The sequence below is a fragment of the Nostoc sp. FACHB-152 genome, assembly GCF_014697475.1.
Taxonomy (GTDB): domain Bacteria; phylum Cyanobacteriota; class Cyanobacteriia; order Cyanobacteriales; family Nostocaceae; genus Nostoc_B.
Genome location: NZ_JACJRV010000007.1, coordinates 188,202 through 200,975, shown reverse-complemented (window position 1 = coordinate 200,975; position 12,774 = coordinate 188,202). Strand labels below are relative to the sequence as shown.

The 12,774-nt window shown below is 39.8% G+C and carries 11 protein-coding genes and 2 pseudogenes; 6 read left to right on the top strand and 7 right to left on the bottom strand.

Annotated elements, in window-relative coordinates; translation table 11 throughout:
• Positions 1-37 precede the first annotated feature (37 nt).
• Positions 38-688 (bottom strand): tRNA (adenosine(37)-N6)-threonylcarbamoyltransferase complex dimerization subunit type 1 TsaB, encoded by a 651-nt coding sequence (gene tsaB / locus H6G76_RS09330; protein WP_190698784.1) that lies wholly within the window; start codon positions 686-688, stop codon positions 38-40.
• A gap of 122 nt (positions 689-810) precedes the next feature.
• Positions 811-1,059 (bottom strand): Ycf34 family protein, encoded by a 249-nt coding sequence (locus H6G76_RS09325; RefSeq protein ID WP_015138282.1) that lies wholly within the window; start codon positions 1,057-1,059, stop codon positions 811-813.
• A gap of 85 nt (positions 1,060-1,144) precedes the next feature.
• On the opposite strand from H6G76_RS09325, the gene H6G76_RS09320 reads away from it, so the two are divergent.
• Positions 1,145-2,407 carry a CCA tRNA nucleotidyltransferase gene (locus tag H6G76_RS09320; protein ID WP_190698781.1) on the top strand — a complete coding sequence of 421 codons (1,263 nt, stop codon included), beginning with the start codon at positions 1,145-1,147 and terminating at the stop codon, positions 2,405-2,407.
• Between the two features lie 211 nt (positions 2,408-2,618).
• On the opposite strand, the gene H6G76_RS09315 is transcribed toward H6G76_RS09320, so the two are convergent.
• Together H6G76_RS09315 and H6G76_RS09310 are read right to left on the bottom strand one after the other, a co-directional pair.
• Positions 2,619-2,891 carry a type II toxin-antitoxin system HicB family antitoxin gene (locus H6G76_RS09315; RefSeq protein ID WP_242056352.1) on the bottom strand — a complete coding sequence of 91 codons (273 nt, stop codon included), beginning with the start codon at positions 2,889-2,891 and terminating at the stop codon, positions 2,619-2,621.
• On the bottom strand, positions 2,863-3,816 hold the full coding sequence (locus H6G76_RS09310; protein WP_190698778.1) for a Rieske 2Fe-2S domain-containing protein: 954 nt from the start codon (positions 3,814-3,816) through the stop codon (positions 2,863-2,865). Before H6G76_RS09310 ends, H6G76_RS09315 begins: the two co-directional genes overlap by 29 nt.
• Before the next feature lie 129 nt (positions 3,817-3,945).
• On the opposite strand from H6G76_RS09310, the pseudogene H6G76_RS36930 reads away from it, so the two are divergent.
• The 4 genes and pseudogenes from H6G76_RS36930 to H6G76_RS09295 all read left to right on the top strand — a co-directional run.
• A pseudogene (locus tag H6G76_RS36930) lies at positions 3,946-4,551 on the top strand (TetR/AcrR family transcriptional regulator); the annotation flags it as partial.
• A 42-nt stretch (positions 4,552-4,593) separates the two neighbouring features.
• Positions 4,594-4,695, top strand: a pseudogene (locus H6G76_RS36925) (IS1 family transposase); the annotation flags it as partial.
• 135 nt (positions 4,696-4,830) lie between these two features.
• Entirely contained in the window at positions 4,831-5,460 is a 630-nt protein-coding gene (locus H6G76_RS09300) for a hypothetical protein (RefSeq protein WP_190698775.1), read from the top strand.
• Complete coding sequence (locus H6G76_RS09295; protein WP_190698772.1) at positions 5,453-5,848, top strand: type II toxin-antitoxin system death-on-curing family toxin; 396 nt, start codon at positions 5,453-5,455, stop codon at positions 5,846-5,848. Before H6G76_RS09300 ends, H6G76_RS09295 begins: the two co-directional genes overlap by 8 nt.
• Positions 5,849-5,871: 23 nt before the next feature.
• Here H6G76_RS09295 and bchH read toward each other — a convergent pair whose 3' ends face one another.
• Positions 5,872-9,558, bottom strand: coding sequence for a magnesium chelatase subunit H (gene bchH / locus H6G76_RS09290; protein ID WP_190698769.1), 3,687 nt, complete (start codon positions 9,556-9,558; stop codon positions 5,872-5,874).
• Between the two features lie 1,142 nt (positions 9,559-10,700).
• Here bchH and H6G76_RS09285 point away from each other — a divergent pair.
• Positions 10,701-11,246, top strand: a complete 546-nt coding sequence (locus H6G76_RS09285) for a pentapeptide repeat-containing protein (RefSeq protein ID WP_190698766.1) — start codon at positions 10,701-10,703, stop codon at positions 11,244-11,246.
• 103 nt (positions 11,247-11,349) lie between these two features.
• Here the strand turns inward: H6G76_RS09285 and H6G76_RS09280 are convergent, their stop codons facing one another.
• Both H6G76_RS09280 and H6G76_RS09275 read right to left on the bottom strand, forming a co-directional pair.
• On the bottom strand, positions 11,350-11,703 hold the full coding sequence (locus H6G76_RS09280) for a hypothetical protein (RefSeq protein ID WP_190698763.1): 354 nt from the start codon (positions 11,701-11,703) through the stop codon (positions 11,350-11,352).
• Between the two features lie 564 nt (positions 11,704-12,267).
• Positions 12,268-12,759, bottom strand: coding sequence for an orange carotenoid protein N-terminal domain-containing protein (locus tag H6G76_RS09275; protein ID WP_190698760.1), 492 nt, complete (start codon positions 12,757-12,759; stop codon positions 12,268-12,270).
• Positions 12,760-12,774 lie beyond the last annotated feature (15 nt).

Here is a 12,774-nt window from a genome sequence, read left to right as displayed (position 1 = left end):
AGAAGTATAACTATAATGTGGAGAAATACCACTAAGTTTAAATTTCTACTGGATGTTGCCCATAATAAGGTAAAGCCTCTGACCACTCAGTACGTTTTCCTTGTCGCCAGTCTAAATAGGAAAGTTCCAAAATACTTGTTACAGTTGCCGCTAAACCAGACTGTGCTTGAATTAGTTGATACTCAATATTACAGTTAGTTAAAGTTTCTTGCCAAGCTTCTGGTGTGAGAACTGTATCAGGAAATAAAGTTGTCAATTCAGAAGTGATTGAATTAATTTGATAAATAGCACCAAATACTTTACCTCGTTGTGCTGGCATTTCTATGGCAATTGCTTTTTTATAGTCATTTTTGTTTGACCAAGCTACCGCCGCCAAAGTCGAAATAGCAAACACGGGAATATTTAATTGTTGCCCTAAAGTGCGGGCTGTGACTACACCAATACGAGTTCCTGTAAAACCGCCTGGCCCTTTAGCAACAGCTATAAATGCCAAGTCTGCCCAAGTTTGTGGTTGGATAAAATCAATTAAATATTGATGCACATAACTAGATAAATCACGCCCCAAATTCCAAACGTTTGTGCGAGTTTCTCCAGCAAAGTTACTCATAGCCAAGCCTAATTCTGGCGTAGTAGTGTGGAGTGATAAAGCGTATTTTTGGGCTGATAAAGTTGTTAATTCCGTTGCCAAGGCGAGTAATTATATTAATTTCTTTGAAGTTTGCGTCATCTTTATTCAAGCATATAATCACAAAAATATACGACTACTACAAGAAACAGCAGTAGTCGCTTGAAAATTACTTATCATTTCCATTACGTCGGTACTAGTTCACCTGGACGCAATTTCGACCATTTACCAGTTTCTTGCTTAAAGCTAAGACAGCCAACAACGTCCCATTCCATTTCAATTACATCCTCTTTGGTGCGGATGTTGACATTGATAGAAGGTTCATTAGGATCAAAAGTCGGGTTCTCAGTTAAGTGAGGCTGTTGGTGTTGGGTTTCTACGGCATGATAAGTTACACAACGGTCTACGTAGTGGCAGTTTACGCAAATACACATAATATAACCAACTCCAGGAGCTTTATTGCTAATCTAACGTAAGCGAAGGTCTTCTTCACTAGTTACTGGGTTGATTTTTATTACAATGCACAGTTGGGTTCACTCGATTCTCGCGCCAGAAAATTGGCCTTTTAGCTTGGAATGGTTGCCACAACCAGCTTACATGGTTGGTGGCGCGGTGCGTGATGCTATTCTGGGCAGAACTCGTGAATATTGGGATCTTGACTTTGTGATACCATCTAATGCGGTGAAGGTAGCCAGAGCGATCGCTAAACATTATCAAGCTGGTTTTGTCTTACTCGACGCAGAACGCAAAATTGCCCGTGTAGTATTTCCCCAAGCCACGGCTGACTTTGCCCAACAAGAAGGCAATAGTTTAGAGACTGACTTGCATAGACGTGATTTTACAATTAATGCGATCGCCTACAATCCCCACACCCAAGAAATCATTGACCCATTGCAAGGTTGTGCTGACTTACAGCAAGGTTTGTTGCGTATGGTATCACCATCCAACCTCGAAGACGACCCTTTACGATTAATGCGCGCCTATCGCCAAGCCGCCCAGTTGGGTTTTACCATTGAACCAAATACCCAAGCGACTATTCGCGCTTTAGCATCACACATCAGCACAGTCGCCGCAGAAAGAGTCAGAACAGAAATTGGTTATCTTTTAGCTAGTCCTCAAGGTACGCCTTGGTTAGCCAGTGCAGGGAAAGATGGTTTACTCGCCTATTTCTTCAAAAATGCCACAGCAGAAAACTTTGATAAACTCGTCGCCGTTGATACAGCCGCAGCCATACTTGCACCGCAACTTGGTGCAGAATTACAACAATATGTGCGTGATACTATCAAAACTACTTGGTTAGGTATCGCCAAACTTGCTTGTCTTGTAGATACTCATCCCGAAGTTGCAGAAATAGACCTACAAGAACTCACTTATAGCCGTGCTGAAATTCGCGCCGTTACCACGGCACTTAAACTGTTCCCGCAGTTAAAATTTACCAAAGAATCTTTGCGAGAACAATATTTTTTGTTCCAAGAAGCAGGTAATGTATTTCCTGCCATCGCAGTATTGGCTGTAGCACAAGATACTTTGGTAGAGGCGATATCAGGAGACAAACTGCTATGCACTTACGCACCATTAATCAGCCGCTACCTTAACCCTGATGATCTGGTCGCTCATCCCACTCAGCTAGTAAGCGGGAAAAATCTAATGTTAGCACTAAATATTCCAGCGTCGCCAGTCGTAGGTGAGCTACTGACAGAGATTGCTGTAGCCCAAGCTGAGGGTAAAATTGCTACAGCAGAAGCGGCTATTGAGTTTGCACGGCAAATACTCGAAGGTTAGATTTCTCTCGACCAAGTTTTAAGGCGGGGCAATATCTAAATCTTTGCAAATTTTTACAGCTAAAATATCCAGAATCTCAGTATGCCTTGGCACTGCGGAGGTTCTGTTATTTTCAGGATTGTAGTAGATAGTAAGATAGTATGCTTTCCACCTTCACGCAGAAACAGACAGCCATTGTCTTCAAGATGGCGAATCAAATCACGTCTTTTCACTAGGCTGTAATTGTAATTTGTTCACGGACGACATCTTTACCACAGAGTTGCTGCTCTGCCAGTTCCCGATTAGAGACTAAAATCAACTCTATTGCTTCTCGCAGACTTTCTCTCGCTTCTTCTAGAGTTTTCTCTTGTACATTGGCTCCTGGTAATTCTTGAACATAGCCAATATACCAATCATCTATTTTTTCAAAGACGGCAGTGAAAGAGTTTTGCATATAAAAAACTAATTTCTCGGTCTTACCAATCATGATATAGCTTTTGAGCATGAAACATAATTTCCTCGTTTGGTAGCCGAATCTTTGGTGTTTGGCGAGGATAAGAAGTTTCAATAGCGCGTGTATCTTGCTCGACAACTGTTGTCACTGCACTTAACATTGAACGCCTTAATAATGGTAAGAGAATTGGGTGTTTGGGTTTGGTGAAGACCAACACAAAAGTTTTAGTTTGAGTCTCTGTTTCTGGATACAAGATATGCACCTGCAAAATTTCTCCTAACAAAAATGAGGTGCGAAAAGTTGTGAGTGCTGGGAAAGCATACTCTAAAGTGCCAGTGTAAGTTTTAGGTGCAGTTAAAATAACAGGGTTGCGGAGGATATCATTCCAGGTACTATCCTCTCGTTCTAGTTCTTGGACAACCTTAGCCCAATATCCTTCATGCTCAAATAAAGGAACGCGATTAGCTTTGATACCAAATAAATCTCTGTGTGTGCCGCTTTGATGGTTGTAGTCATAGTTGATTAACAAGTTATCTAAAAAAGTTCCGCGAATACTCTTTTCTCCGGCTACACCGACAAAAGTCATGCCTTCGCTAACTTTGGAGATGAGGTCTGCTACAGGAATTTTCGGAAGATGACCAGCGTATGTCCAAATACAGTCATCTTTGATAATCAGTTCTAGAGGAGTTGTTAAAGGTTGGCTTCCTACTTGACCTGACTGATGCAACCTTCCTTGTTCATCAAACTCCAACGCATGGAAGGGGCAAATAATTGTACCCCGTTCTTGGCAAATCCAGCCGTCAGATAAAGGTGCTTGCATATGTGGACAAACGTTATCAAGGGCGAAAATTTCACCTTGCTGATTTTGCCAAAGGACATAATCTCGACCATTGAGCGCAACTTTATAAGGCTTGTTAACAACCAGCATGGAACGATGGGCAATTAACCACGGTGCGCCAGGAAGAATCACTGCCATAGTAGCCTCCTAAGGTTTGAATTGGTATGATGCGATCGCTCTAATTTCGACCGCGTTAGAGTAAAATTGTGACAAAACTTTCATGTTTGAATTAAAAATACGACAGATTTTTCATGTTTGTCAAGAACTATGGCGATAAGTAAACCTGATTCGATGCTGATGCGTCGTCAACCCAAGCAAAAGCGGAGTCAGCAAAGGGTAGAGAAAATCCTCCAAGCAGCAGCCGAAGTCTTTGCAGAGGTGGGATATGAAGCTGCAACTACCCACATGATTGCGGCGAAAGCAGACACAGCTATTGGTTCTCTATATCAGTTTTTTCCAGATAAACTCGCCATATTTCATGCACTCGAAGCGATACACATGGAACGGGTGACAGCAATTCTTACCAAACTCATGCAGTCAGCCGACCAGCATCAATCATTATTAGAGTTTATCGAGTGTACAGTCGATATCTACGCTAAATACTTTGAAGATCCTATTCCTCGCGTTGTGTACATTCAGTATTTTGTTGCACCAGAATTATTTCAGCTATTTGACGAAACCTTTAATCAGCAGCTAATTCAACAATTTGCCGCCTTTTTTCGCCAGTGGAACCCAGACTTAGCTGTAGAAAAAAGTGAACTTTTAGCAGAAACGGTGCATCGAACCTACAACGCCTTACTGTTGAATGCGCTGAAACAGGATGAAAGCAAACGCCAAGCTCTTTATGCAGAACTCAAAGCACTGTTAGTAGCTTATTTAACACCGTATACATTGCCACAGCAAGTAATGAAAGTAATGATATGCCCTCATTGTCATTCATCCCGTTTATCTAAAAATGGGCATCGTTACGGTAAGCAGCGTTATCTCTGCAAAGACTGTGGTAAGCAGTTTTTAGAAAGGTTGAATTCGTAATGTTTTTAAACGCAGAGTATCGCTGAGGTAAACGCAAAGTTACGCAGAGTTTTTGCTGTGACTTTATGCAATTTTTGGTAAATTTCGTTAAATTGATATTAGAATCCAGGTACAAAATAAATGCTAAACAGCTTGATTCTTCCGCCAGAAACAATTGACAGTATTCAGGAAAAGATAGAAATTCTGGAAAAATGCCTGAATGGAACTAACGTGGAAGATGAAAAGATAGCTGCAATAATTGATTTGGCAAATAGCAGACACATATCTCTCAATCAGCTTAAAGAGGAGTTTCAACAGTTTCAAAGCTATCTATATAAATGTATAAAGCTGAATGAAGTGCTTAAGGAAAAAGTAGAACAGAATGATGACTTCCTTTTATTTTATGTGAGATACGATTTTTCAGTTAAGGAAGTTGTAGATAAATACTGGGATTTTTTTAACTTTGATAATAGTAGAGAAACTATCAAAAATTTACTGATAAAATCTGTTAATTTATACAATGAAGTTAAGAGTATGAATGCTATTACAAGTTATCAAAAAGACAAAAAATATATTATTCTAGAAACTCTAAAACATTTAATTAAATCTTTATTTGAAGCAAGCTTGAAAATGCTTGATATTCATGTTTTATCTGAAGAGGAAATTAATGCGCTAGATTTGGGAGAATTTACGCCTAAAGAATCAGAAGCTATGTTAATTTCTTTGGCATCTACGAAGAAATGGGATTGGGTGTACAGAAATCTTGCATAGTCCTAAATTCATTGAAAAACAAGATGTTTTAAGTATACATAGTAAGCAGATTAATTTATATGGTGGCTCATTAGGTATACGTGATGAAGGCTTGTTAGATTCAGCTATTTATCAACCTCAAGCCACTTTTGGAGGTGAGCTTTTACATCCTACAATTGTTGAACAAGCAGCAGCATACTTATTTCATATTGCTAATAACCATGCTTTTGTAGATGGTAATAAGCGTACTGCTTTTGATGTCATGGTAACATTTTTGAACATTAATGATTATGAATTGAATATGTCGCCAGAACAAGCTTATGAATTAACGATGCAAATTGCAGAAAATATGTTGAGTAAAGAAGAGCTAATTGAATTACTGAAAAATTATATTACAGAACTCATTTAGGCTCTTCATAAAATTAGTTTTTTTTAAACTGTCACTCCTTCTAATTCTTCATCAGTCAACTCATATAACTGGCGCAACTTATCTAACTTATCTTGATCAGCTTCCCAGAAACCGCGCCCATGCGCTTCTAACATTCGGCTAACAATATTGCGGAAAGCTTCGGGGTTGGCTTGGCGTAATTTCTCTGCCATTTCTGGGTCTAAAGCGTAGGTATCAGCAGCTTGGTCATAGACCCAATCATCTTTAAAATCGGCAGTACCACCCCAACCAATTAAGGCTGTCATCCGTTGAGAAATTTCAAACGCGCCGCCAGAACCTTGATTTGCCATTGCTTGCGCCCATTTAGGATTTAGTAATTTGGTGCGATATTCCATCCGCAGCAAATCATCTAAATTGCGGGGTGTGGTGTCTTTCGAGAAACTTTCGACAAAACTGGTAGTTACCTTTTTACCGCTTTGTTTTTCGGCTGCTTTTTTCAAACCGCCAGTGTTGGCGTAATATTCTTGAATATCGGTTAAACCATATTCTACCGAATCGATTTCTTGGACGATGCGATCGCTCGTTTTTAACAACTGATTCAATACCTCTGGTCTAGCTTGGCCTTTATCTTGTCTCCCGTAGCTAAACACATTGCGGCTTTGCCAAGTATTACCTAACTCATCACCAGATTCCCAATTACCATCAACTACCCTATCATTCACCAAAGAACCAAAATCACCCGCAGGATTAGAAAATAACCTCGCTGAAGCATTTTCTACACCTTGAGCCTTTAAAGCTAAAGCGTGTTTTCTAATAAAATTCTGTTCTTCCGACTCATCCGCCTCAGCCGCACGTAAAAACAAATCATCTAACAATTCGATGATATTCACAAAACTATCGCGGAAAATCCCTGATAAATTTCCCAACACATCAATACGCGGATGTCCTACCTCAGCCAAGGGTTTCAACTCATAACGGACAATTCGGCCAGTTCCTTCCTTCACAGGTTCAGCACCAACTAATTCCAGCAGAATTCCTAACGACTCACCCTTAGTTTTAATCGCATCTAAACCCCACAACAACACCGCCACCGTCTCAGGATATTTCCCATGTTCTTGTAAATGCTGGGCGATAATTTTCTGTGCAATTTCCTTACCCCTTTCATAAGCCGCAGGCGAAGGCATTCTATAAGGATCTAACGCATGAATATTCCTCCCCGTTGGCAAAACCCCAGCACCATCACGCAACAAATCACCACCAGGCGCAGGCGGAATATACTCACCATTCAACCCACGTAATAAATTTGTTAATTCATCTGTGGTTTGCATCAATAAATCTCTAATTTCTTTCTCTTCCTGTCTTTTTGATTCGCTACCAAAATAAGCCTCCAAATAAGCCGCCATCTCTTCTTCATTTGGCGGTTCACCTAGTGTATGCAACCCAGAAGAAAACAGGCGATTCTCTAAAACTTGCAGATATTCGTACAACTTCACTAAATAATCATCAAAAGCATGACCACTAAACATTCTGATATTTTCTGGCGTAAAAGGAATGCCCAACTTTTTCGCATCCTCAAACGGACAATCAACATCTAAACCCGTATCAACAATTTTTTTACAAATCCCTTCCTTTAGCACATAATTCTTTTTCGGGTCTTCTCGATACTCCGCAATTAAATCGCGCAACGCCACCAATTCTTTATACAAACCTGCACGACCATAGGGCGGTACATTGTGCGAAATTAATACCCCATAACCGCGACGCTTTGCCAAAATCGACTCTGAAGGATTATTCGCCGCATATATATATAGATTAGGCAAATCACCTAACAAAATATCCGACCAAGAATAACCCGTATTTCCTAAAGGCGAACCCGGCAACCATTCCACTGTACCGTGCATTCCAAAGTGAACTACAGCATCAGCTTGTAATTCATTTTGCAACCATTTGTAAAAAGCGGCGTATTGCGGATGTGGAGTTAAATCGCGTTCAAACATTAACCGCATCGGGTCGCCTTGAATGCCTAACGGTGGTTGTAAACCTATCCAGATATTTCCTAACTGCACTCCACCAACGTGCAGTTCATCACCATAAGTTTTAATCCCACTACCTGTTAAAGACTTCCATTGTTTTTCAACGCGAGATGTGCGGAGATATCCTAACCATTTTTCTAATTTTCTGGCGTTAACAGTAATAGCGGAATCTGGGAAAGGTTTATTCATTTCCCATCTTTCCATCTCTTCATCAGCTTCTTTCACCTGACGAATTAATTCTTCCCCATCTTCTGGGATATCGCCAACGTCATAACCTTGGTCTTTGAGTGCGTGCAGAAACTTGATGAGGCTGCGAGGCACATTCAACAATGCAGCTGTACCAGCTGCACCGTAACCAGGCGGGAAACCATATAAAATAATGGCAATTTTCCGTTCCGATGCTGGTGTTTGGCGTAACGCAACCCAGCTTTTGACTCTACCAATTAATCGCTGTACCCGTTCAGGTACAAGATAAATATTTTCGCCTACCAAACCGCCGAGGGGAACAGTATCAATTGCCCCATCAAGTTCTGGTAAGGCATATAAAACTACACTTTGTAATCCGCCGACACCTTGGCGTGTCCAAGAATGTATATCTTGAATTAATAATGGTGCGGCGACAATGTAAGGCACATTTTTAGCAGTCAGGATGCGCTTTGCTACTTCGATTTGGCGACCTGCTTCCATTGAACCAGCCGGGCCACCGACAAGTGGAAAGCCAATGGTAGAAACTATGGCATCAACTTTCACTGCATCTTGGGAAAGAGAGGGAGTTTCAATATTATTTAGTTGTCGTTGCTGCTGTTCGTAGTCAGTCGTCATCCAGTCCCGAACTGCTACGTGTCCCTCTACTCCATTGATAAAGATGGGTAAGGGAATTAAGCCAGCTTCTTCAAAGCGGCGAATTAGTTGGGGTATGTATGGTTGTTTAGTGATGACGTGTTTGCGGTAAAGCAGTATTCCAACAACTGGAGGCTGAATATTGTTTTTCTTCTCTGTTCCCTGTTGCCTGTTCCCTGTTCCCTTCTTCTGATACCATTCCAAGTATGCTTTTGGCGATTCAAAAAACCCTTGATAGTCGGGATGCAGTAATCCCATGTTAGGGGTTTCGAGTGGTGGGGGAATGTCGCCAATTTTTAAGCCTAAATATTTTTCTGCTAGTGTCCAGAATAATGATGCAACGTTTTCGGGGCCGCCAGCATTCCAGTAACCATAGATAATTAGCCAGTTGCGTAAGTCTTGGACTTTCTGCACTGGGACGAATTTTAAGAGTTTCGGGCCAATTTTTAAGAAGCTGATGTAACCTGCGAGTTTGTCTTCTTCGCGTCCGTTGCTGAATTTGTCAAGAATAAATTTAACTGGTTTGGGCATTCCTTTGGGTTTGTCACCAATGGCAAAGTCTCCCAGCTTGGTTAAACTCATCAATTCCAAAGCTGACTCAAACACAAGCCGGATAGGAACTTGGGCAAGGCGATCGCGCAACCACAAAACTTGGTCATAATCAAATAATAAGCTGCCAAAAAATACGTCAGCCCCTTGCAGTGCTGCTTCTACTTCCGCACGCTTACTGATAATATCGCGATCGCTAAACACCCGAATGTCTAAATCAGGACAGCGAGATTCAGCTACAGTTGCCGCTTTTCTATATAAGTCAGCGTTGAACGATTCAAACCCAGCAATCAAGACGATCCGTTTCATGCCCGTAAGCTACGCAATATTTCTTTACTTAAATTCTAATCGTCGTTGCAGGTTGATTGTTAAATATCTGCCTCTAGATAGTCAACACCAACGAGGAACGTATTTTGAGAGTGAAGGTACTGACCAGTTCTCTCTATGTATTCAGCAGTTTTATGGCCAGTATCGATTTGGCATTTTGGCAGATTTCATTAGCCGGAAATTGGTATGGTGATACTCGCTAATGTCTTTGTGCGACAATTACCGACTTGCAGAATCCCTCGGCTAACTACCGGGGGGCTTTTTTTGGGTTTCACTCACAATTCCTGGATAAAAGCTACTAAAAATCTCTAGATTTGATAGATTTTTTAAACTTAACACTTCATACGCATGAAGCACAAAGTTGAAATTTAAAATTAGATGTGTATCTAACTGTCTTTATTTAGTAAATTATAATTTACCGTTAAAATACACCAAATAGCTAACTAAATTTTTGCAAGTTGTCTCATAAAAATGAAGAGCGATCGCTTAAATATTGGTTTGGGCGATCGCTTGAAATTCTAGAGGAAATTATGTTGACTATTTATTATCAAATCATCTCACGTTACCCATGAATGTAAAAAATAATAACCGACTGTTAACCTGATTTAATCTTTTGATAACCAAGTTAATTGTCTTATGAAAATTTAAATCTCTATTTTACTGCATAGCCATCACTAATAATTGCAATATTAATATAGGACTCAGCTTTGATTTTTGAAAAAAATCAGTATATTGTTATCTGCCTTCTTTACTGTTGCCTACTGCCTATTACCTAACTACACAAGTCTGTTCATTAATCAAACCGGATTTCTATATTGATAAATAAAATTAATTTTATAAATAAGTTTTTTCTAATTAAATCAACAATTGTGTAATTGCTTTCTGTTTACTAATCAAGAAATCAGAATGTATTAAGTTATGGTACTTAATTAGTAATGATGAGAACGTTAAGTATATTTCCGTGAAGAAGTTGTTGCAAATAGGATAAATCATAGCACAATACAAATACAAGTTTTTCTTAGGATTTCGGTTGCTAGCAAATCACAAAAAAGTCTGTGGTGTGGCTTGGGTAGTGTTATTCATAAACAGAATTACATATCTATAAGACATGGTGAGGTGAAAATATGGATGCTCAAAAACTCCTGAATCTATATGCAGCAGGAGAACGAGACTTTATTGGCGCAAAACTGCATCAAATAAATCTTTGCGGTACTGACTTGAGAGGCGCAAACTTTGCTGAAGCTGACTTAAGTGGAGCAGATTTAAGCCATGCTAACTTGAGTGGATGTAACTTCAGCCGAGCAAATCTGACGGATGCAGACATAAGTAGAGCCAACCTGAGTGGTGCGAACTTGAGTGAAGTCAATTTAATAGGTGCTGACTTAATTAGAGCTAACTTAGAGCGAACCAACCTCAGCCGCGCAGATTTGCGGGGAGCTAATTTATTACTAGCAAATTTGTCTAGTGCAAACCTCAGCGAAGCGGAAATGAGTGGTGCAGACTTAAGTGGGGCTAATCTTAAGAAAGCTAATTTGATTGCAAGTAACATCAACGAGGCAGAAATTAGCGGCGCAGATTTAAGAAAAGCAATCATTACTGAATATGAGATGAGTGGCAGAGTATTACACATAGGCCTATCTCATAAATGGATAACTTGGGCTGGCTGCTAATAAATGACTACAGGAGATAAAACAGAGGCACAACAGTTATTGTGCCTCTAAAAAGTTGCTTTTCTGAACAGCTAAAATTAAGCGATCGCTCGTAACTCAAATTCTAATAAACTAAAGGTCTAGCACCACTCATCTGACGCAAAGAATTGATGCAAGCAGGACAGTCACAACCAAATAACTGAATTGCCATATCGCTTTCTTGGTCTGTGAACTCTAGCATCGGCACGTTATCGTTAGAAAACTCTACCTCAGCCTGCTTAGTAGGTAGTTGAGCTAATACAGAAGCTCTAGCACACACTAAACCAACCTTATGCTTGTTGCGGATACAAGATAATCGGTCTTCTGTTTTGTTTCCTAATGGCTCAATTGCTTGTGCTTGATTAACTATCGCTGTCATAGACAGAATAGAGCTAATCAGCATAGGGGTTGAAAGTAAACTCAGTATAATTTTATTCATCTAGTTTCTTGGAAAACAGTCCTGACGTTTCAGAATACTTTGATTAAATCTTACATTTATAATAAACGTCCATCAGGAGCTTAAGTTTCCTAAATGCGGAGGTGTCATTACAGCAGCGTCAGCCTCTTCTCCTGCGGAGACGCTATGCGAACGGGGAAGTCAAAAGTCAAAAACTTTTATTTAAAATAACTTACTAAGTTTATAAATCAATATTTTTTAAATATATAGCAGTAGACAGGTAATAGATGACAGAGTTAAAAGTCTTTTGCTGTCTAGATTGTGTCCTAACAAAAGTGGCTATTGCCATACATCAGATAGATGGAATCAATAAGGAAAAAGTATTATAACTTGAGAATTTAATAAGTATAGCGATAGCCAGTAGTGTTAGGACATCAGTAGACAAGAAAACTTAGACACTCAAAGACTTTTAACTCTGTCACCTATCACCTGTCCCCTGCTATAACCAATAAGCACAGAGTAAAGCTATTTTTACTCTGTGCTTATTGGTTGTTACAATTCAGGCTTATTCTTGATAACCAATTCTGTGGTTAAAACTGTCAATTATTAAATTTCTGAACCACCTTTTGGTTCAGCACCCATTGGCGAAACATAATCACGGAAAAGATTGATTTGCAATTCAAAAGGTAATTCTTTAACCTTGTTCAGAATTTGTTCTGCTTCAGAGGAAAGACGATAGCCAGCAGGTACAGGAATAATTACAGTGCTGTCCATTCCTTGAGATAAGCGATACCAAAATAGAAGCTTGGTGGTATCACTCAAAGAACCATATTCACGACCAATTTGAGTATCTGCTTTATTAATCAAGTCGCGCTGAATTTGTAGTTGTTCTTCATGGCTTAATTCTTTGACTTGATTAAATAAACCTTCGGCAATTTCTGGAGAAACTGTACTAGCAGCAGGTGCTGCTGGAGTAACATCTTTACCCATTTCTTTGTAGATGAACCAGAACAAACCTAGTTGTTCATCTACATCTAATTTTCTCCATGATTGGACACATTCACGAATTGTGGGATCGCTAGTTTGAGTATAAGTCATGATGAATTTGTTTGT

Excerpts from the sequence above, each read along its gene's own strand:
- H6G76_RS09325 (WP_015138282.1), bottom strand. The coding sequence starts at position 1,059 with ATGTGTATTTGCGTAAACTGCCACTACGTAGACCGTTGTGTAACTTAT.
- H6G76_RS09320 (WP_190698781.1), top strand. The coding sequence starts at position 1,145 with ATGCACAGTTGGGTTCACTCGATTCTCGCGCCAGAAAATTGGCCTTTT.
- H6G76_RS09315 (WP_242056352.1), bottom strand. The coding sequence starts at position 2,891 with ATGCTCAAAAGCTATATCATGATTGGTAAGACCGAGAAATTAGTTTTT.
- H6G76_RS09310 (WP_190698778.1), bottom strand. The coding sequence starts at position 3,816 with ATGGCAGTGATTCTTCCTGGCGCACCGTGGTTAATTGCCCATCGTTCC.
- H6G76_RS09300 (WP_190698775.1), top strand. The coding sequence starts at position 4,831 with ATGCTAAACAGCTTGATTCTTCCGCCAGAAACAATTGACAGTATTCAG.
- bchH (WP_190698769.1), bottom strand. The coding sequence starts at position 9,558 with ATGAAACGGATCGTCTTGATTGCTGGGTTTGAATCGTTCAACGCTGAC.
- H6G76_RS09285 (WP_190698766.1), top strand. The coding sequence starts at position 10,701 with ATGGATGCTCAAAAACTCCTGAATCTATATGCAGCAGGAGAACGAGAC.
- H6G76_RS09280 (WP_190698763.1), bottom strand. The coding sequence starts at position 11,703 with ATGAATAAAATTATACTGAGTTTACTTTCAACCCCTATGCTGATTAGC.
- H6G76_RS09275 (WP_190698760.1), bottom strand. The coding sequence starts at position 12,759 with ATGACTTATACTCAAACTAGCGATCCCACAATTCGTGAATGTGTCCAA.